Below are 20,486 nucleotides of genomic sequence, written 5' to 3' on the forward strand. Positions count from 1 at the left end.
CCGTTGAAGCAGAGCAAGGGGCGGCCAGCTCGGCCACCCGGCCAGCTCGGCCACCCGGCCAGCTCGGCCACCCGGCCAGCCCGGCTACCGGAGGCCGCCGCGCCAGCCAACTGGTGCGGTTCGGGCGGTCAGCGCCGGGCCCGCCGGGGGTGGTCGCTGGAGCGGCGGACGACCAACTCCGGCTGGAAGACCACGTGCCGGTGCCGGTGCGTGTCGCCGGGCTCGGCCTCCTCCAGCAGCAGCTGAGCCGCGGTGCGGCCGAGCTGGTCGCGGGGCTGGCGTACCGATGACAGCGGCACCGCCGCCGCGTCGGCGAACTCGATGTCGTCGTAGCCGACGATGGCCACGTCGGCCGGCACCCGCAGGCCGCGCGCGGTCAGCTCCTGGAGTACGCCGAGTGCGATCAGATCGTTGGCGCAGAAGACGGCGGTGGGGCGCTGCCGGGCCGGCAGCGTCAGCAACTCCTCGGCGGCGCGCCGGCCGGCGGCGACGGTCAGGCTGGTGGTCACCGCCACCCGGAGTTCGGCGCCGTTGCCGCGTTCCTCCAGGGCCGCTGCGGCACCGGCGTGCCGGTCGGCGACCTGGGCGAGGGAGAGCGGGCCGCCGAGGTAGGCGATGCGGTGGTGGCCCTGGTCCAGCAGGTGGTCCATGGCGAGCCGGCCGCCGAGGACGTCGTCGACCGCCACCGAGCAACGGTTCGCCCGGCCCGTGCCCCGGTCCACCAGCACCACCGGGATGCCCCGGTCGATGAGCTTGTCCAGGTTGGGCTGGGGGCCGTGGCCGACCGGGGTGATGAGGACGCCGCGGACCCGCTGTTCCTCCAGCAGCTCCAGGTGGCGGCGCTCGCGGGCGCTGTCCTCGCCGCTGTTGCAGACGACGAGCATGGCGCCGGCCTCCTCGACCACCTGTTCGGCGCCGCGCACGACGTCGGTGAAGAACGGGTTGGCCACGTCCAGGACGACGATGGCGACGGTGCGGCTGTGCCCGGCGCGTAGTTGGCGCGCGGAGTCGTTGCGGACGTAGCCGAGCGTGCTGATGGCGTCGAGCACCCGCTGTCGGGTGGCGGGGGCGACCGTGTCGGGCCGGTTGAGCACGTTGCTCACCGTGCCGAGGGAGACGCCGGCGTGCCGGGCGACCTCCTTGATGTTCGCCGTTGCCATGACTCCCTCGACGTTCCGTGCGGTGGTCGCGGCCCCGAGCCCGGCGCGGGTCGCGGTCGCGGTGATCCCCGGAAAGCCCGTCGCGGGGACGGCTGGACCGGGTAGTTCCGGCAGTGTATAGCGGCTAAAACGTTTCATCCAGCCGCCCGGCGGCCCCGCGCGTCGCGTCGCCAAGCGACGGCACGGGTCGGATGGGGCCTGGAGCCCGCATCAGCAACAGGGAGGAAATCATGGCGAAACCCTTGACGCTCGCGAATGCCTCCCCCTACGGTCCATGCACGACTCATGAAACGATTCAGGAGGGATCGAATGACCGCCGACGCACCGGGCACGGACGGCGTTCCGCTGCTGGTACTCGACGGCGTGACGAAGTCCTTCGGGGCCGTCGCCGCGCTGCGTGGGGTGCACCTGGCGCTGCACGCCGGCGAGGCCCACGCCCTGGTCGGCGAGAACGGGGCGGGCAAGTCCACCCTGGTGAAGATCCTGGCCGGTGCGCACCCGCCGGACGCCGGCGAGATGACCCTGGACGGGCAACCACTGCGGCTGCGCGGTCCCGCCGACGCCCGGGCCGCCGGCATCGCCGTCATCTACCAGGAGCCGACGCTCTTTCCGGATCTGTCCGTGGCGGAGAACATCTTCATGGGCCGGCAACCGCTTCGCGGCCTGCGCCGCATCGACAGCGCGGCGATGCACCGCGACGCCGAGCGGCTGTTCCAGCGGCTCGGGGTCCGGATCGACCCGACCCGCCCCGCCCGAGGGCTCTCCATCGCCGACCAGCAGCTCGTCGAGATCGCCAAGGCGATCTCCTTCGACGCCCGCGTCCTGGTCATGGACGAACCCACCGCCGCGCTCTCCGGTGTGGAGGTCGAGCGGCTCTTCGCGGTCGCCCGGTCGCTCTGCGAACGCGGCGCGGCGGTGCTGTTCATCTCGCACCGCTTCGACGAGGTGTTCGACCTCTGCCACCGCGTCACCGTGCTGCGCGACGGCGCCTGGGTCTCCAGCGACCGGGCCGCCGACCTCACCGTCGACGAGGTGGTGCGGCGCATGGTGGGCCGGGACGTCTCCTCGCTCTACCCCAAGCAGGCCGCCGAGCCGCGCGACACGCTTCTCGAGGTCCGTGGGCTGACCCGGGCCGGCGTCTTCACCGACGTGTCGTTCTCCGTCCGGGGTGGGGAGATCGTCGCGCTCGCCGGCCTGGTCGGCGCCGGCCGCAGCGAGGTCGCCCGCGCCGTCTTCGGCGTCGACCGCTACGACGCGGGCGAGGTGCTGGTGGCCGGGCGAGGTGTCCCGGCGGGCAGGCCGGGCCGGGCGATCGCCGCCGGCATGGCGCTGGTCCCCGAGGACCGGCGGCAGCAGGGCCTGGTCATGGAGCTGTCGGTGGAGCGCAACGCGACGCTGGCCCGCCGCCGGGCGCTGAGCCGCCTCGGCCTCCTGCTCGGCGGCGCGGAGCGCGCCGAGGCCCGCAGCTGGACGCGGCGGCTGCAGGTGAAGGCCGCCCGGCTCGGCGCCCCGGTGGCGACCCTCTCCGGCGGCAACCAGCAGAAGGTCGTGCTCGCCAAGTGGCTGGCCACCGAACCACGGATCCTGATCGTCGACGAGCCCACCCGTGGCATCGACGTCGGCACCAAGGCCGAGGTGCACCGGCTGCTCTCGGAGCTGGCCGGCGAGGGCCTGGCCATCCTCATGATCAGCAGCGAACTGCCCGAGGTGCTCGGCATGGCCGACCGGGTCCTGGTCATGCACGAGGGGCGACTGGTCCGTGAGCTGTCCCGGGCCGAGGCGGACGAGACCTCCATCATGTTCGCCGCCACCGGTCAAGGAGTGCCCGCATGAGCCGCACCGACGCCGCCGCGCCCGAGCAGGTCGCCGGGAACGCCCCGACCGACCGCGGTCGGCAGCGCCGCGGCCTCGCCGAGCGGCTGCTCGCCGTACGCGAGCTGAGCCTCCTGATCGCGCTCGGGCTGCTGATCCTGGTGACCACCGTGCGCAACGACCGGTTCCTGAGCGGCCAGAGCGTCAAGGACCTGCTGCTGGGCTGCGCGATCCTGGTGATCCTGGCGGTCGGGCAGACCCTGGTCATCGTCACCCGCAACGTCGACCTCTCCGTCAGCTCGATCCTCGGTCTGGTCGCCTTCGCCACCGGCTCGCTGTTCCTCTCCGCGCCCGGCACCCCGTGGCCGGTGGCGCTCGTCCTGGGTATCGCGCTGGGCGCGTTCTGCGGCGTGGTCAACGGCGGCCTGATCGCGGTGGCCCGGGTGCCCGCCCTGGTCATCACCCTGGGCACCCTCTACGCCTTCCGCGGCGTCGACTACTACTGGGCGTCCGGGCGGCAGATCAACGCCGCCGACATGCCCTCGTCGTTCCTGCAGCTGGGCAACCAGACCGTGCTCGGCGTACCCGTGCTGTTCCTCATCGCGTTGGTCGTCGTCGCCGTCGTCGGGTTCTACCTGCGCTCCTACCGCAGCGGCCGCGAGCTCTACGCGATCGGCTCGGAACCGGCCGCCGCGCGGCTCTCCGGCATCCCGGTGGGCCGCCGGGTGTTCGCCGTCTTCGTCGCCAACGGCGCGCTCGCCGGCCTCGCCGGCGTGCTGTACGCGGCCCGGTTCGGCACCCTCGACGCGGCCGCCGGCACCGGCCTGGAACTCCAGGTCGTCGCCGCCGCCGTGGTCGGCGGGGTGGCGATCTTCGGCGGCAGCGGCAGCGCCTACGGCGCGGCGCTCGGCGCCGTGCTGCTGACCACGATCGGCAGCTCGCTCGCCGTCCTGCGCATCGACCCGTTCTGGCAGCAGGCCGTGGTCGGCGCGCTCATCCTCGCCGCCATCGGGCTGGACCGGCTCCTGGCCCTGCGGGTGGCGGCCCGCCTCCGAGGGAGAAGCGCCCATGGCGCATGACAGCCTGTACGCCGCACCACCCACCGTCGAGGCCGAGCCCGGCGCGGGCCGACTCGCCACCCTGCGCGGGCTGTTCGGCTCCTGGGACGCGGTGATCGTCGGCGCCCTCGTGGTGGCAGTGCTGGTCGCCGGGTTGACCGTGGAGAACTTCGCCACCGGCCGCAACGCCCAGTTCCTGCTGCTCGACCTGGTGCCGCTGGCGTTCATCGCGCTGCCGATGACGCTGATCGTGATCACCGGCGAGATCGACCTGTCCGTGGCCAGCATGGTGGGCCTGTGCAGCACGTTGATGGGACAGCTCTGGCTCTCCAGTGGACTGTCGCTGGAGCTGATCTGCGTCCTCGTGGTGCTGCTCGGGGCGGCGCTCGGCGCGGTGAACGGTCTCTTCGTCACCGGTTTCGGCCTGCCGTCCCTGGCGGTCACCATCGGCACGCTCGCCCTCTACCGGGGGCTGTCCTTCGTCGTGCTCGGCGACCAGGCGGTCGCGGACTTCCCGGCCGACTGGACGGCCGCCGTGGTGCGGAACATCCCCGGCACGTCGATCCCGGTCGTGCTGGTGCCGCTGCTGCTGCTCGCCCTGGTCTTCGGGGTCGTGCTGCACGCCACCCCAGCCGGCCGGGCGCTCTACGCCATGGGCAACAACGACCAGGCCGCCACGTTCACCGGCGTCTCGGTGGCCCGGACGAAGTTCTGGCTCTTCGTGGTCTCCGGCGCCGTGTGCGGGCTGGTCGGCATCTTCTGGACCCTGCGGTACGCCAGCGCCCGCGGCGACAACGCCACCGGCCTGGAGCTGACCGTCGTCACCGCTGTGCTGCTCGGCGGGGTCTCGATCTTCGGCGGCCGGGGCGCCCTGCTCGGTGTGCTGGCCGGCGTCCTGCTCCTCGGCGTCCTGCGCAACGCGTTGCAGCTCGCCGACGTCGACGCCAACGCCCTGACGATCGTCACCGGCACCCTGCTCATCGCATCCGTGGTGCTGCCCAACGCCGTCGCGGACATCCGCGCCCGGCTGCACCGTCGACGACAGCGGCACTCCGTCGCTTCGTGAGGTCCCCCGCTCACCAACCACCCCCGGAAGGATGACGATGTCCGCATACCGCAGAGGCCTCCGTGTCGGGGCCACCAGCCTCGCCCTGGCCGCACTGCTGCTCAGCGCCGCAGCGTGCGGCGGCACCACCCGTGACAACTCCGGTAACGACGCCGGCGCCGGCAACCAGGCGAGCGGCGCCGCCAACCCCGACGCCGCCATCAAGGAAGGTCTCAAGATCGCCTTCCTGCCGAAGCAGCTGAACAACCCCTACTTCACCGTCTCGGACAACGGCGGCAAGGACGCGGTCACCGAGTTCAAGGGTGAGTTCAAGGAGGTCGGCCCGTCCGAGGCGAGCGCCTCGTCGCAGGTCAGCTACATCAACACCCTGTCCCAGCAGGGCATGGACGTGATCGTCACCTCGGCCAACGACCCGAACGCCATCTGCGGCGCGCTCAACCAGGCGAAGGCGGCCGGCGCGAAGATCGTCACCTTCGACTCCGACACCAAGCCGGAGTGCCGGCAGATCTTCGTCAACCAGGTCACCGCCGAAGGCATCGCGGAGAACCAGGTCAAGCTGATCTCGCAGCAGATCGGCGGCGAGGGCGAGATCGCGATCCTCTCCGCGACCGCCAACGCGACCAACCAGAACGCCTGGATCGCGCTGATGAAGGAGGAGCTGAAGAAGCCCGAGTACAGCAAGATCAAGCTGGTCACCGTGGCGTACGGCAACGACGACGACCAGAAGTCCTTCCAGGAGACCCAGGGTCTGCTCCAGTCGTACCCGAACCTCAAGGGCATCATCTCCCCGACCACCGTCGGCGTCGCGGCTGCCGGGCGCTACCTCAGCGGATCGCAGTACAAGGGCAAGGTCAAGCTGACCGGTCTGGGCACCCCCAACCAGATGCGCCAGTACGTCAAGGACGGCACCGTCGACGCGTTCGCCCTGTGGAGCCCGGCCGACCTCGGCTACCTCGCGGCGTACGCCGGCGCGGCGCTGGCCTCCGGCCAGATCACCGGCGCCGAGGGCGACAAGTTCAAGGCCGGCAAGCTCGGCGAGTTCACCGTCGGCAAGGAGGGGGTGGTCATCCTCGGCCCGCCCACCGTCTTCGACAAGAGCAACATCGACCAGTTCCAGTTCTGATCGCCCTCCCGGTCGGTGCGGCGTACACCGCGCCGCACCGACCGGGGGAGCCGACGGGAGAACCATGCCCCGCGTCTGCTTCACCCTCCAGGTAGACCCCGACCGACTGGACGAGTACCGCGCCCGCCATGCACGGGTCTGGCCGGAGATGCTCGCCGCCCTGGCCGAGAGCGGTTGGCACGACTACTCGCTCTTCCTCCGCGACGACGGCCTGCTCGTGGGCTACCTGGTCACCGACGACTTCGCGGCGGCCCAGGCCGCCATGCAGACCAGCGACGTCAACACCCGCTGGCAGGCGGAGATGGCGCCCTACTTCGTCGGCCTCGACCACGGCGCCGCCGACCGGGCCATCCGGCCGCTGGACGAGGTCTTCAACCTTGAGGCGCAGCTCAGCGCAGAGCGTGAGACGCGGCTCGCCGCACAGACGGGAGAAACCCCATGACGCAGTTCGACGCGCAGACCCTTGAGCGGGTCCGGTCAGCCCTGCGCGCGCAGCGCATCGAGACCCCGTCCTGGGCGTACGCCAACTCCGGCACCCGGTTCAAGGTGTTCCCCCAGGAGGGCGTGCCGCGCGACCCGTACGAGAAGATCGCCGACGCGGCGGTGGTGCACCGGCTCACCGGCGTCGCGCCGACGGTCGCCCTGCACATTCCGTGGGACCGCGTCGACGACTACGCCGACCTGGCCGCGTACGCGACCGACCAGGGAGTCAGCCTGGGCGCGATCAACGCCAACGTCTTCCAGGACAACGACTACAAGCTGGGCAGCGTCACCAACCCGGATCCGGGTGTACGACGCAAGGCGATCGACCACCTGCTCGAGTGCGTGGACATCATGGACCGCACCGGCTCCCGGGACCTGAAGCTCTGGTTCTCCGACGGGACGAACTATCCCGGCCAGGACGACCTTCGCGCCCGGCAGGACCGGCTGGCGACGGCGCTGCGGGAGACCTACGACCGGCTCGGTGACGGCCAACGGCTGCTGCTGGAGTACAAGCTGTTCGAGCCGGCCTTCTACGCCACGGACGTGCCGGACTGGGGCACCGCGTACGCGCACTGCCTGGAGTTGGGCCCGAAGGCGCAGGTGGTCATCGACACCGGGCACCACGCGCCGGGCACGAACATCGAGTTCATCGTGGCGTTCCTGCTGCGCGTCGGGAAGCTCGGCGCCTTCGACTTCAACTCCCGCTTCTACGCCGACGACGACCTGATGGTCGGCTCCGCGGACCCGTTCCAGCTGTTCCGGATCATGCATGAGATCGTCCGGGGCGACGCGTTGGCGCCGGAGGCCGGCATCGCCTTCATGCTCGACCAGTGCCACAACATCGAGCCGAAGATCCCGGCCATCATCCGTTCGGTGCTCAACGTGCAGGAGGCGACGGCGAAGGCGCTGCTCGTCGACCCGGACGCGCTGGCCGCCGCGCAGCGGACCGGCGACGTGCTCGCCGCCAACGCGGTGCTGATGGACGCGTACAACACCGACGTCCGGCCGCTGCTCGCCGAGCTGCGTACGGACCTGGGCCTGGACCCGGACCCGATGGCCGCGTACGCCCGCTCCGGCTACTTCGACAAGATCCGCGCCGAACGTGCCGACGGCCAGCAGGCCGGCTGGGGCGCCTGACCACCACCGAAGAACGCAGACTGGGGACGTGAGGACGATGCAACCCGAGGTTCAGGCGCTGATCGCGCGCAGCAACCGGCTCGGCGCCGACCCGACCACCACGAACTACGCCGGGGGCAACACCTCCGCCAAGGGCGCGGACACCGATCCGGTCACCGGTGGGCCCGTCGAACTGCTGTGGGTCAAGGGTTCGGGCGGCGATCTCGGCACCCTGACCCGGTCCGGTCTGGCCGCGCTGCGGCTGGACCGGCTCCGCGCTCTCGTCGACGTGTACCCCGGGATCGAGCGCGAGGACGAGATGGTCGGCGCGTTCGACTACTGCCTGCACGGCCGCGGCGGCGCCGCACCGTCCATCGACACGGCGATGCACGGCCTGGTCGACGCGGCGCACGTCGACCACCTGCACCCCGACGCGGGCATCGCGATCGCCGCCGCCGCCGACGGGCCCGAACTGACCAAGGAGATCTTCGGCGAGCGGGTGCTGTGGGTCCCCTGGCGGCGGCCCGGCTTCCAGCTCGGTCTGGACATCGCCGCCGTGGCGCGGGCCAACCCGCAGGCGATCGGCGTGATCCTCGGTGGGCACGGCATCACCGCGTGGGGCGCGACGAGCGACGAGTGCGAGCGCAACTCGTTGGAGATCATCCGCAGTGCGCAGGCCTTCCTCGACGAGCGGGGTCGGGCCGAGCCGCTCGGCCCGGTCATCGACGGCTACGAGCCGCTGCCGGCCGACGACCGTCGACGTCGGGCGGCGGCGCTGTTCCCGGTGCTGCGGGGCCTCGCGTCCACCGACCGGCCGCAGGTCGGCCACTTCACCGACAGCGACGTGGTGCTCGACTTCGTCGCCCGGGAGAAGCACCCCGCGCTCGCGGCCCTCGGCACCTCGTGCCCGGACCACTTCCTGCGTACCAAGGTCCGCCCGATGGTGCTCGACCTGCCACCCACCGCCCCGATCGAGGCCGTGATCGCCCGCCTCAAGGAACTGCACGCCTCCTACCGCGACGACTACCGCGCCTACTACGAGCGGCACTTCGGCCCGGACAGCCCTCCGATGCGCGGCGCCGACCCGGCCGTCGTCCTGGTGCCGGGTGTGGGCATGTTCAGCTTCGGGGCCAACAAGCAGACCGCCCGTGTCGCCGGGGAGTTCTACGTCAACGCCATCAACGTGATGCGCGGCGCGGAGTCCGTCTCGCGGTACGCGCCGATCAACGAGGCCGAGAAGTTCCGGATCGAGTACTGGGCCCTGGAGGAGGCGAAGCTCCAGCGCATGCCGAAGCCGAAGGCTCTCGCCACTCGGATCGCGTTCGTCACCGGCGGTGGCTCCGGCATCGGCCGGGCGATCGCCCACCGGCTCGCCGTGGAGGGCGCCTGCGTCGTCGTCGCCGACCGTGACGCGGAGGCGGCCGCCGCCGTCGCCGCGGAGATCGGCACCACCGACGTGGCGGTCGCCGTCGCCGCCGACGTCAGTGACGGCGACGCGGTCGCCGGCGCCCTGCGCGACGCGGTGCTCGCCTTCGGCGGGGTGGACCTGGTGGTGAACAACGCCGGGCTGTCGCTGTCCAAGTCGCTGCTGGAGACGACCGAGGCGGACTGGGACATCCAGCACGACGTGATGGCCAAGGGCTCCTTCCTCGTCTCCCGCGAGGCCGCGCGGGTGCTGCTGGCACAGGGGATGGGCGGGGACATCGTCTACATCTCCAGCAAGAACTCCCTGTTCGCCGGCCCGAACAACGTGGCCTACGGCGCGGCCAAGGCCGACCAGGCGCACCAGGTCCGGCTGCTCGCCGCGGAGCTGGGCGGCCACGGCATCCGGGTCAACGGCGTCAACCCGGACGGCGTGGTCCGCGGTTCCGGCATCTTCGCCGGCGGCTGGGGCGCCAAGCGGGCCGCCGTCTACGGCGTGCCGGAGGAGAAGCTCGGCGAGTTCTACGCCCAGCGCACGCTGCTCAAGCGTGAGGTGCTGCCCGAGCACGTCGCCAACGCCGTCTTCGTGCTCACCGGCGGAGACCTGTCCCACACGACGGGTCTGCACGTGCCCGTGGACGCCGGCGTCGCCGCGGCCTTTCTCCGGTGATCCGCGGCGGTGCCGGGTGAGGACGACGATTCCCGTGGAGAATCCCGTGCTCGACGAGGCGGACCTGCGGCTGCTGCGGCTGCTCGCCACGGGCCTGCCGCTCGAGACGGTGGCCCGCCGGTCGGGCCTGTCCGAGCGGACCGTGCGGCGGCGGATCCGCGCCATCTGCGACCGCCTCGGCGTGACCGCCCCGATCCAGGCGGTCGTGTGGGCAGTCCGGCGGGGGATGCTGTGAGCCGCGTCCAGCTCGCCGCCGTGGACCTGGGCGCGTCCAGCGGCCGGGTCATGCTCGGACAGGTCGGACCGGGCCGCCTGGACCTGACCGAGGTGCACCGGTTCGCCAACGAACCCGTGCGCGTCGGGAACACCCTGCACTGGGACATCCTCGCCCTCTGGCGGGGCGTCCTCGACGGCCTGCGGGCCGCCGGGCCGGTGACCAGCATCGGCGTCGACTCATGGGCGGTCGACTACGGGCTGGTCGACGCCTCCGGGACGCTGCTCGGCAACCCGGTGCACTACCGGGACGGCCGCACCGACGGGGTCGCCGAGCGGGTCGCCAAACAGCTGGGCGAGGAGCGGCTCTACACGACCACGGGCCTGCAGCAGCTGCCGTTCAACACGCTCTACCAGCTCGCCGCGGCCGCCGGCACGCCGCAGCTGGACGTCGCCCACCGGCTGCTGCTGATCCCGGACCTCATCGCGTACTGGCTCACCGGCCAGCTCGGCGCCGAGCTCACCAACGCCTCCACGACCCAGCTGTACGACCTACGGCGGCGGGCCTGGGCCACCGGCCTGATGGCCGACGCGGGCATCCGCAGCGAGCTGTTCCCGCCGCTGCGCGAGCCGGGCACCCGGATCGGCCCGGTCCGGCCCGACCTGGCCCTGCCGGGCTCACCGCAGGTGGTGGCCGTCGGCTCGCACGACACGGCATCGGCGGTGGTGGGCGTGCCGGCGGCGGGGCACCACTTCGCCTACATCTCGTGCGGAACCTGGTCTCTCGTGGGCGTCGAACTCGACGCCCCGGTACTCAGCGAGGCGAGCCGCCGGGCCAACTTCACCAACGAGTCTGGCGTCGACGGCACGTTCCGATACCTGCGCAACGTGATGGGCCTGTGGCTGCTGCAGGAAGCGCTGCGCGCCTGGGGCGGCGGTGACCTGACCGACCTGCTGCGCCGGGCGGCCCGTGAACCGGCCTTCCGCTCCGTCGTGGACCCGGACGACCCGGCGTTCCTGCCGCCCGGCGACATGCCCACGCGTATCGCCGACGCCTGCCGGCGCGCCGGCGAGCCGGTGCCCGCAGGCCCAGCGGCTACCGTCCGCTGCATCATGGACAGCCTCGCGCTGGCGCACCGGCGGGCCGTCCGACAGGCCCAGCAGCTCTCCGGCCGGCACGTCGACGCCGTGCACATCGTCGGCGGCGGCGCCCGCAACGAACTGCTGTGCCAGCTCACCGCCGACGCCTGCGGACTGCCGGTGCTCGCCGGTCCCGTCGAGGCCACCGCGCTGGGCAACATCCTGGTACAGGCCCGCGCCGCCGGTGTGATCAACGGTGACCTGGCTGCCCTGCGGACCGTTCTGCGCGAAACTGAGCAGATCGTGAGGTACGAGCCGTGCGGTGACGAGGTGGCCTGGCGGGCCGCCGAGGACCGGATGGGTGGTTGAAGATGCGCGTCGCGCTGTTCGTCACCTGCCTTGCCGACACGCTCTTTCCCGAGGCGGCGAAGGCGATCGTACGGCTGTTGGAGCGCCTCGGCCACGAGGTGGTGTTCCCCGCCGACCAGACCTGCTGCGGGCAGATGCACGTGAACACCGGCTACCCGGACGAGGCGGTGCGGCTGGTACGCCGGCACGTGCGCGTCTTCGCCCCGTACGACGTGGTGGCCCCGTCCGGCTCATGCGTCGGGTCGGTGCGGCACCAGCGTGGTGCAGGATCTTCCATACGGTGCTGGCCGCGATCTGGTAGCCCAGACGAGCCAGCTCGCCCTGCACGCGGCGGTGGCCCAAGGTCGGATTCTCAGCTGCCGGGCGCAGCACCAACTCACGAAGACCCTTACCGACCGGTGGCCGGCCGGGTCGCGTGTTCGGATAGGTCCAATGTCGGGCGATCAACTGCCGGTGCCAGCGCAGCAGGGTCGCGGGGGTGACGAAGAACGCCGTCCAGCGTTGCCGGGGCAGCAGCCGCGACAGCGCCGCCAACACCACCTGGTCAGCGGGCTGCAGGTCGGGGCGGTGCACCTGCCGGCGCAGCACGGCCACCTGATGCCGTAGCACCAGCAGCTCGACGTCCTTTGCGCCACCGTCCCGGCGAGCTGTGTCAACATCGGCAGAATCTGACGCAGGAGCAGGTACACCAGCGACGCACTCATGGTCCGGACTTTCGTCGACGTCGTTTGGTGGACCTCGTACAAAACCGCACGTCACAGCCTACGGACCAGATTTACGAGCCCCACACGTCGAGGTTGAACACAGGCTCGTCCTCGAACGGGGCACTGGATCATGAAGTTGGAAAAGGCTCAATGCTTAACCGAGTATTCGAGCCCTTCACGCCTGGCGACTCGGCGCGTGTGACCGGATCCGGCCACTCGCCACGTCTTCACCGGCATGATCCCGGCACGTAACATGCATGAAACGATTCAGGCCGATGCAAGAGGTCACCGGAGGAGGCGCCGCGCCACGGGGTAGCCATCCGTACCACCTGCCCACAGCGATCGCGGTTGTCACGGCCGCCCATCGGGTGAACGGCGGGCTCGCCGACTGGGCCGCCGTCGACTTGCGTACCAGCGGACTTCTCACGGAATGGCCGGCTACTACACCATGGCCGACAAGCTGGCCGGGCTCGCGGAGGCGTTGGGCAAGCATGAGGATGCGGCCGAGTTGCGAGAGTTCGCTGATGCCAGCAGGGATGCGTTGAACGCACGGTTCTTCAACCCGACCCTGCACCGCTACACCAACGGTGGGGGCAGCCGAGCAACGCCCACCCACTGACCGGCTCCTAACAGGACCCAAGAATGAATCCATTCAACTCAGTTCAACCACAATCCGAGCCGGTGGGAGATCGACCCTGCAGCTCCGTGCGGCGAACTTCCAGCCGTCTCAAGGGAGAGAAAACATGCGATCGAACAGCAAGTCGACTCGACCAACGGTCGAGCGGCCACCCTCGACAGGTATTCGCTTCGGGCGTCTGTGCACCGCGGGAACCGTTGCCGCGGCCATGGCGTTCACGACGCTCGCCGCTCTGCCGGCACACGCAGCCGACGCTCTGCCGGCACACGCAGCCGAGGAGCCAGAATGGCAAGGCGAGGTCCTCGGTACCGGGGAGACCGATCTCCGACCCGAAGTCGTCGCCGGCGCGTTCGGAGATGTGGCCAACGCTGAGGCGCTCACCGCCGGAGGAAGCGGCTCCGCGACCCTGACCTGGGATGGCACCGGCGTCGCCCCGTACGTCATCCTCGACTACGGGCCGGTCGTCGGCGGGTTGCCGTACTTCACGGTCGAATCGACGTCGGGCGACGTCGGCGTTCGCACCGCGTACAGCGAGAGCCTCAAATACGTGATTCGCAAGAACGAATCACAGTTGGTGAAGGCCGCCTCCGCAGGAGCGGAGACGGTCTACGTGACCAACACCACCCAGATGACCGTCGGCCAGTCGCTCCTGATCGGCACTGGCGAGAACCAAGAGTCTGCGACGGTTCTCGCCGTCGGACAGGCCGCCGTCACGACGACGGCATTCGCGCCGATCGCTGCAGGTGCGACCAACGTCGAGGTGACCACAACGGCCAACCTCCCGGTGGGGGCCGAGCTGCTCATCGGCACCGGCGCTGCCCAGCAGTCGGTCACCATCACGGCAGTGGGCCGGACTTCGAGCCAGACCACGCTGGTCGCGGATGCCTCGGCTGGCGCGACCAACATCAAGGTTGCATCGGTTGTCGGCCGTCAGGTCGGCGACGTCCTGGATGTGGGCGGAGAGAACGTGACGGTCACCAGTGTGGGGACCGCCGGTGCCGCAGGCACCGGGCTCGGGGTGACCGCGCTGACCGCGAACCACGTCGCCACGTCACCGGTCATCTTCCACGGCTCGGGCCTCTCGTTCACCCCTGCCGTCACTGCGGCGTTCGACGCCGGCACCACGCTCCGGAACCCGCGGACCGGCGTCACGGTCAGCCCGCTCACCAAAGACCACGCCACGGACAGCGCGGTGACCAGTTCGCCCGGGAACGTCGTCGGCGACAACGCCGGCTATCTCGGCGCCGGAGTGGGGTCGCCGCGCAACCGCGTCACGCAGGTGTCGGGTGCAGGGACCTACACGACACCGGCGAACGCGCTTCAGGGCGGCATCCGCTTCCACGCCGTGACGCTGACGACGCCCGGCACGGTGTCGATCTCTGACGTCGGCGTGGTCTCGAAGTTCCCGAATTACGGACCGGACGACTACAAGGGATGGTTCCTCTCCAGCGACGAGGTCCTGAACGACATCTGGTACACGGGCGCGTACACGGTCGACACCAACATGGTGCCGGCGGGCGCGCAGAACAACAGCACCCTCCCCGTGATCCTTGATGGCGCGAAGCGGGACCGGCGCATCTGGGCCGGCGACCTTTTCAACGCAGGGCGGTCGACCTACACGGCATTCGGGTACGGTCCTCAGGGATCGGAGTACATCAGCAACTCGATCGGGGTCCTCGGATCGCGCCAGGCGGCGAACGGATCGGTGCCGGGTGAGTCGGCCAACTGGACCTCGGTCCCGGCGGTCGCACAGTTCTACTCGACGGCCTACTCGATCTACTTCCCGGTCGGACTCGTCGACAACTACCGCTACACGGGAGATCTCGACTTCGCGATCTCCCAGTACGGCAGGCTCAGGGCGCAGATGGATTACAACCTGAGCCTGACGAACGCGGATGGTCTCATCGTCACAACCTCGGGCAGCGACGGTCGCGATTGGGACTTCTACGACGGCGGTCGTGCGGGAACGGTGACCGCGACGAACGTGCTGTACTACCGCGCGCTCTCGGAGGCGGCATGGCTTGCCGGTCACATGATCGAGGACGTTCCGACGAACGCCGAAGCAGCCACTTGGGCAGCTGACAAGGCCGCCTGGGAAGCGCGTGCGAATCAGGTGAAGGCCTCGATCAATGCGACCCTCTTCGATGCCGAACGCGGCGTTTACAGGATGTCCAACGTCAATACGGGTAACAGGTCGGGGAACGCAGTGCCGCAGGACGCGAACTCTATGGCCGTGCTCTGGGGCGTCGCGCCCGAGGAGAAGGTCTCGGGCATCCTCGACTACCTCAAGAACAACCTGTGGGGTGAGCAGGGTCCGCAACCGTTCTCACCGGATGCGAACAACTCGACCTTAATCAGCACCCACATCTCCGGGTTCGAGCTCGCCGCGCGCTACGAGGCCGGGAACACTGAGGACGCCCTGGCGCTGACCAAGACGCTCTGGGCGCGGATGGCGAATCCGAGCGACCCGTTCTACACCGGCGCCTTCTGGGAGAACCACCAGCAGAACGGCGACCTGACCGATGCGAACAAGAGCCTCGCGCACAGCTGGGCGAGCGGCCCGACCTGGAACATGTCGGCGTACCTTCTCGGCGTGAAGCCGGTCGAGCCCGGGTTCGCGACTTGGACGGTCAAGCCGCATCTCTCGGACCTCGAGTGGAGCGAAGGCCAGGTGCCCACGCCGAGTGGCGACATCAAGGTCAAGTGGTCTCAGGACGACGACGAAGTAGTCGAGCTCGACGTCACCGTTCCCGACGGGACGAGCGGAGAGATCTGGGTGCCGTTGGCGGCCGAGAACAGCGTCAGCGTGGGTTCCGAAGGCGCGACCTTCAAGGGCCGTGAGGGCGGATATGACGTCTACGAGGTCGCGCACGGCGGAGACTACTCGTTCACGTCGGCGGTCACGATCAAGGCCGACACGCCCGTGATCGAGGGTGACCTCAAGGTCGGAGGCACCTTGACCGTGACAGGTGACTGGTCGCCGAACAGCACCCAGCTCACCTACGACTGGTACCGGATCGGCGCGCCGACTCCGATCCAGTCGGGTACGTCGGACAGCTACGTGCTCACCGACCGGGACAAGAACCGCCGGATCTACGTCGAAGTCACCGGTTCCTTCGGGACCCGTCCGCCGCTGACGGTCCAGACCGACACGACGGGCAAGGTGGCCAAGGAGTAGGAACATCCTCGTCCATGTAAGAGGTGGGCCCGTCCTCGGGGAGGGACCCACCTCTTGCATCTCCTCAGCCACCGAGGTCATCACATGCTTGATTGCCGCGGCCGACGCGACATGCCCGCGCACATCGCCGACGCCTGCCGCCGCACCGCAGAGCCGGTGCCGGCCACCCCGGAGGCCACCGTGCGGTGCATCCTCGACAGCCTCGCGCTGGCGCACCGGCGCGCCGTCAACCAGGCGCAACTGCTCGCCGGTCGGCACGTCGACGCCGTGCACGTCGTCGGCGGCGGCGCGCGCAACGACCTGCTGTGCCAGCTCACCGCCGATGCCTGCGGACTGCCCGTGCTCGCGGGGCCCGTCGAGGCCACCGCGCTGGGTAACGTTCTGGTGCAGGCCCGCGCCCTCGGCGTGGTCGGCGGCGACCTGGCGGCGTTGCGGGCCGTGCTTCGCGACACCCAACAGATCGTCCGGTACGAGCCACGCGCCACCCAGGCGGCCTGGCGGGCCGCTGCCCGGCGCCTCGGATGGGAGGACTGAGTATGCGAATAGCCCTGTTCGTCACCTGTCTGGCCGACACCCTGTTCCCCGAGGCGGCCAAGGCGACGGTGCGGCTGCTGGAACGGCTCGGTCACGAGGTCGTCTTTCCGCAGGATCAGACCTGCTGCGGGCAGATGCACATCAACACCGGCTATCCGGATGACGCGGTGCGCCTGGTTCGCCGGCACGTACGGACCTTCGCGCCGTACGACGTGGTGGTGGCCCCGTCCGGCTCGTGCGTAGGTTCCGTGCGGCACCAGCACGCCATGGTGGCCCGGGGGGCCGGCGACGAGCGCCTGGCCAGCCGCGCCGAGGAGGTCGCCCGACGCACGTACGAGCTGTCGGAGCTGCTCGTCGACGTGCTCGGGGTGACCGACGTGGGCGCCTTCTATCCGCACCGCGTGACGTACCACCCGACCTGCCACTCACTGCGGATGATCCGGGTGGGGGACAGGCCGCTGCGGCTGCTGCGCCAGGTGCGCGGCCTGGACCTGGTGGAGCTGCCGCAGGCCGAGCAGTGCTGCGGCTTCGGCGGCACGTTCGCCGTGAAGAACGCGGACACGTCGACGGCGATGCTGGCCGACAAGATGCGCCACGTGCTGTCCACCCGGGCCGACGTCTGCACCGCCGGGGACGCCTCCTGCCTGATGCACATCGGCGGTGGACTGTCCCGGCTCCGGGCCGGCGTACGGACCGTGCACCTCGCGGAGATCCTGGCCAGCACCGAGCCCGCCGGCAACGCGGCCGAGCAGGCGCAGCGGGACGGGGTGACGGCGTGAGCGAGATCTTCCTCGGCATGCCGGCCACCGCGCCGCGCGGCGTCGGGCATCTGCGCGGAGACGAGCCCTTCCCCGTCGCGGCCCGGCGCAGCCTCGCCGACGCCCAACTGCGCCGCAACCTCGGCCACGCCACCGCCACGATCCGCGCGAAGTCGGCGGCGGTGATCGACGAGGTCCCCGACTGGCAGGAGCTGCGCGAGGCCGGCCGGGCCATCAAGACCGACGTGATGGCCCGCCTGCCCGAGCTGCTCGAACAACTGGAGGCGGCGGTCACCGCCGCCGGTGGCACCGTGCACTGGGCCGCCGACGCCGTCGAGGCCAACCGGATCGTCACCGACCTGGTCCGGGCCACCGGCAGCGACCGGGTCATGAAGGTCAAGTCGATGGCCACCCAGGAGATCGGCCTCAACGAGGCGCTGGAGGCCGCCGGCATCGAACCGGTGGAGACCGACCTCGCCGAGCTGATCGTCCAGCTCGGGCGGGACAAGCCCAGCCACATTCTGGTACCGGCGATCCACCGCAACCGGGCGGAGATCCGGGAGATCTTCCTGCGCGAGATGCCCGGCGTCGACCCGGCGCTGACCGACGAGCCGGCGATCCTGGCGGCGGCCGCCCGGCGTCACCTGCGCCGCACGTTCCTCAGCACCCGGGTCGCCGTCTCCGGTGCGAACTTCGCGGTAGCCGAGACCGGCACCCTCGCGGTGGTCGAATCGGAGGGCAACGGCCGGATGTGCCTCACCCTGCCGGACACCCTGATCACGGTGATGGGCATCGAGAAGGTCATCCCCACCTGGGCGGACCTTGAAGTGTTCCTGCAACTGCTGCCCCGGGCCTCCACCGGGGAGCGGATGAACCCGTACACCTCCATGTGGACCGGTGTCACGCCCGGCGACGGGCCGCAGGCGTTCCACCTCGTGCTGCTGGACAACGGCCGCAGCGCGGTCCTCGCCGACGAGGTCGGCCGTCAGGCGCTGCACTGCATCCGCTGCTCCGCCTGCCTGAACGTCTGTCCCGTCTACGAGCGCACCGGCGGGCACGCGTACGGTTCGGTCTATCCCGGGCCGATCGGCGCCGTGCTCTCACCGCAGCTGACCGGCGTGGAGGACAACGCCTCCCTGCCCTTCGCCTCCTCGCTCTGCGGCGCGTGCTTCGACGCCTGCCCCGTGATGATCGACATCCCGTCGATCCTGGTGCACCTTCGTGCCCAGCACACGGCGGCCTACCGGAGCGAGCACCGCCTGCCGAGCGCCGAGGCGGTCACCATGGCCGCGGCCGCGTACACCATGGACCACCTGCCGTTGTACGAGGCTGCCCAGCGCGCCGCGCGGGTCAGCCGCTTCGCCGGCCGGCGAGGTGGCGGCCTTCCCCCGCCGCTGTCCGGCTGGACCATCGGCCGGGACCTACCGCAGCCGCCGCCGCAGACCTTCCGGGAATGGTGGGCCCAACGATGACCTCCCGCGAGTTGATCCTCGGCCGCCTCCGCGCCACTCTCGGCCCTTCCCCGACCACCCCTGCCGAGGTGGCGCGGGACTACCGGCCGGCCGGCGGCGCGGTCGACCTCGACGTCCTGGTGCACCGGCTCACCGACTACCGGGCCACCGTGCACCGGTGTTCCGACGACGAGGTGGCTCAGGTCGTCGACGCGGTCCTCGGCGGCCGACGTGTCGTGGTTCCGCCGGGGCTGCCCCGGCACTGGCTGCCCGACACCGTCGAGGTGCTGACCGACGACGATCTTCCGAGGGACCAGGTCGACGCGGCCGACGGGGTGGTCACCGCGGCGGCGGTGGCCGTCGCCGAGACCGGGACCGTCATCCTCGACGCAGGTCCGGCCCAGGGGAGGCGGGTCATCACGCTCCTGCCCGACGTGCACATCTGCGTGCTCCGTACCGATCAGGTCGTCGGCGGGGTGCCGGACGCCCTCGCGCGTCTGGACCCGGACCGCCCGCTCACCTGGGTCAGCGGCCCGTCCGCCACCAGCGACATCGAACTCAACCGGGTCGAGGGCGTCCACGGCCCCCGGCGCCTGCACGTGGTCATCGTTCCCGGCTGACCAGTCACCGTGGGTGGCGGATCCGGCACCGCCGTCCCGTTACGGACCGACTGTCGGGTGTACTGACCGTGACGGGTGCCGCACTGCTCACAACGGCTCGACGTGATCTAGGTACGGCTTGGCCGATCAGGTAGCGTCGCCTGTCACACCGTCTTCGCACCAACCCTGGCTGCCCGCCCGCACGGGGAGCCGAACCGGAGGGACACAGCCGTGAGGTTTCACAGCGCAGCCCGCAAGGCCGGCCTCGTCGCGGCGATTGCCGCCCTGTCGCTGAGCGCTGGATGCGCCAAGAAGGACGAGGGCCAGGTCCAGGCGAACGGGGTCAAGCTCGTCCAGGCCGGCAAGCTGACCGTCTGCACCCACCTGCCGTACCCGCCGTTCCAGTCGAAGGACGCCAGCAGCAAGGTCGTCGGGTTCGACGTCGACCTGATGGACCTGGTCGCCAAGGAACTGGGCGTCGAGCAGACGATCGTCGACACCCCGTTCGAGGGGATCAAGTCCGGCCAGGACCTCAACACGGGCAAGTGCGACGCTGCCGCCGCCGGCATGACGATCACCGAGGAACGGCAGAAGGTCATGAACTTCTCCGATCCCTACTTCGACGCCACGCAGGCGATGCTGGTCAAGACCGGCAAGCCCTACAAGTCGCTCGACGACCTCAGGGGTAAGAAGCTCGGCGTCCAGGCGGCGACCACCGGCCGTGACTACGCCCGCAAGTTCGAGAAGGAGAAGGGCCTCCAACTCGTCGAGTTCGAGGACCTCGCCGCCCTGCAGCAGGCCGTCTCCAACGGTCAGGTCGAGGCCGCCATCAACGACCTGCCGGTCTGGACCGAGTACCTCAAGGAGAACCCGGGCGGCTTCGCGGTCGCGGCCGAGTTCGACACCGGCGAGCAGTACGGGTTCTCGGTGAAGAAGGACGAGAACCCGGAACTGCTCAAGAAGATCAACGAGGCGCTGAGCAAGGCCAAGCAGGACGGCACGTACGACACGATCTACGAGAAGTGGATCGGCAAGCGGCCGAGCGCGTGATCG

The 20,486-nt window shown here is 70.4% G+C and carries 17 protein-coding genes and 1 pseudogene; 17 read left to right on the top strand and 1 reads right to left on the bottom strand.

Translation table 11 applies throughout. The annotated features are described in order from the left end of the window. Positions 1-128: 128 nt before the first annotated feature. Positions 129-1,160 (bottom strand): LacI family DNA-binding transcriptional regulator, encoded by a 1,032-nt coding sequence (locus tag ACFYPS_RS00340; protein WP_387322031.1) that lies wholly within the window; start codon positions 1,158-1,160, stop codon positions 129-131. 309 nt (positions 1,161-1,469) lie between these two features. Here ACFYPS_RS00340 and ACFYPS_RS00345 point away from each other — a divergent pair, with 309 nt between their 5' ends. The 17 genes and pseudogenes from ACFYPS_RS00345 to ACFYPS_RS00425 all read left to right on the top strand — a co-directional run bounded on the left by ACFYPS_RS00345 (position 1,470) and on the right by ACFYPS_RS00425 (position 20,483). Beyond that, entirely contained in the window at positions 1,470-2,993 is a 1,524-nt protein-coding gene (locus tag ACFYPS_RS00345; RefSeq protein WP_387322033.1) for a sugar ABC transporter ATP-binding protein, read from the top strand. Beyond that, entirely contained in the window at positions 2,990-4,051 is a 1,062-nt protein-coding gene (locus ACFYPS_RS00350) for an ABC transporter permease (protein ID WP_354967426.1), read from the top strand. The genes ACFYPS_RS00345 and ACFYPS_RS00350 overlap by 4 nt, the downstream gene beginning before the upstream one ends. Then, positions 4,041-5,096, top strand: coding sequence for an ABC transporter permease (locus tag ACFYPS_RS00355; protein WP_354967427.1), 1,056 nt, complete (start codon positions 4,041-4,043; stop codon positions 5,094-5,096). The genes ACFYPS_RS00350 and ACFYPS_RS00355 overlap by 11 nt, the downstream gene beginning before the upstream one ends. 31 nt (positions 5,097-5,127) lie before the next feature. After that, on the top strand, positions 5,128-6,219 hold the full coding sequence (rhaS, locus tag ACFYPS_RS00360) for a rhamnose ABC transporter substrate-binding protein (protein WP_387322036.1): 1,092 nt from the start codon (positions 5,128-5,130) through the stop codon (positions 6,217-6,219). A gap of 64 nt (positions 6,220-6,283) precedes the next feature. Continuing rightward, on the top strand, positions 6,284-6,661 hold the full coding sequence (locus tag ACFYPS_RS00365; protein WP_354967429.1) for an L-rhamnose mutarotase: 378 nt from the start codon (positions 6,284-6,286) through the stop codon (positions 6,659-6,661). After that, positions 6,658-7,839 (top strand): L-rhamnose isomerase, encoded by a 1,182-nt coding sequence (rhaI, locus tag ACFYPS_RS00370; RefSeq protein WP_354967430.1) that lies wholly within the window; start codon positions 6,658-6,660, stop codon positions 7,837-7,839. Before ACFYPS_RS00365 ends, rhaI begins: the two co-directional genes overlap by 4 nt. Before the next feature lie 37 nt (positions 7,840-7,876). Continuing rightward, on the top strand, positions 7,877-9,910 hold the full coding sequence (locus ACFYPS_RS00375) for a bifunctional aldolase/short-chain dehydrogenase (protein WP_354967478.1): 2,034 nt from the start codon (positions 7,877-7,879) through the stop codon (positions 9,908-9,910). A 34-nt stretch (positions 9,911-9,944) separates the two neighbouring features. After that, the gene (locus ACFYPS_RS00380) at positions 9,945-10,145 is read left to right on the top strand and encodes a helix-turn-helix domain-containing protein (protein WP_354967431.1); all 201 of its coding nucleotides are present in this window, start codon (positions 9,945-9,947) and stop codon (positions 10,143-10,145) included. Continuing rightward, the gene (locus ACFYPS_RS00385) at positions 10,142-11,572 is read left to right on the top strand and encodes a rhamnulokinase family protein (RefSeq protein ID WP_354967432.1); all 1,431 of its coding nucleotides are present in this window, start codon (positions 10,142-10,144) and stop codon (positions 11,570-11,572) included. Before ACFYPS_RS00380 ends, ACFYPS_RS00385 begins: the two co-directional genes overlap by 4 nt. Positions 11,573-11,574: 2 nt before the next feature. Next, positions 11,575-11,829 (top strand): annotated as a pseudogene (locus ACFYPS_RS00390) (heterodisulfide reductase-related iron-sulfur binding cluster); the annotation flags it as partial. A gap of 877 nt (positions 11,830-12,706) precedes the next feature. Further along, the gene (locus ACFYPS_RS00395; RefSeq protein ID WP_354967433.1) at positions 12,707-12,895 is read left to right on the top strand and encodes a hypothetical protein; all 189 of its coding nucleotides are present in this window, start codon (positions 12,707-12,709) and stop codon (positions 12,893-12,895) included. A 124-nt stretch (positions 12,896-13,019) separates the two neighbouring features. Then, positions 13,020-16,091, top strand: a complete 3,072-nt coding sequence (locus ACFYPS_RS00400; RefSeq protein ID WP_387322039.1) for an alpha-L-rhamnosidase C-terminal domain-containing protein — start codon at positions 13,020-13,022, stop codon at positions 16,089-16,091. A gap of 84 nt (positions 16,092-16,175) precedes the next feature. Then, the gene (locus ACFYPS_RS00405) at positions 16,176-16,625 is read left to right on the top strand and encodes an FGGY-family carbohydrate kinase (RefSeq protein ID WP_354967435.1); all 450 of its coding nucleotides are present in this window, start codon (positions 16,176-16,178) and stop codon (positions 16,623-16,625) included. 2 nt (positions 16,626-16,627) lie between these two features. Then, positions 16,628-17,404, top strand: coding sequence for a (Fe-S)-binding protein (locus ACFYPS_RS00410; protein ID WP_387322041.1), 777 nt, complete (start codon positions 16,628-16,630; stop codon positions 17,402-17,404). Positions 17,405-17,421: 17 nt separating this feature from the next. Then, positions 17,422-18,855, top strand: a complete 1,434-nt coding sequence (locus tag ACFYPS_RS00415) for a lactate utilization protein B (protein ID WP_354967479.1) — start codon at positions 17,422-17,424, stop codon at positions 18,853-18,855. Beyond that, complete coding sequence (locus ACFYPS_RS00420) at positions 18,852-19,454, top strand: lactate utilization protein C (RefSeq protein ID WP_387322043.1); 603 nt, start codon at positions 18,852-18,854, stop codon at positions 19,452-19,454. Before ACFYPS_RS00415 ends, ACFYPS_RS00420 begins: the two co-directional genes overlap by 4 nt. Positions 19,455-19,664: 210 nt before the next feature. After that, positions 19,665-20,483, top strand: coding sequence for a basic amino acid ABC transporter substrate-binding protein (locus ACFYPS_RS00425; protein ID WP_354967438.1), 819 nt, complete (start codon positions 19,665-19,667; stop codon positions 20,481-20,483). The last annotated feature ends 3 nt before the right edge of the window (positions 20,484-20,486 follow it).

This window comes from Micromonospora sp. NPDC005087, assembly GCF_042872965.1.
Taxonomy (GTDB): domain Bacteria; phylum Actinomycetota; class Actinomycetes; order Mycobacteriales; family Micromonosporaceae; genus Micromonospora.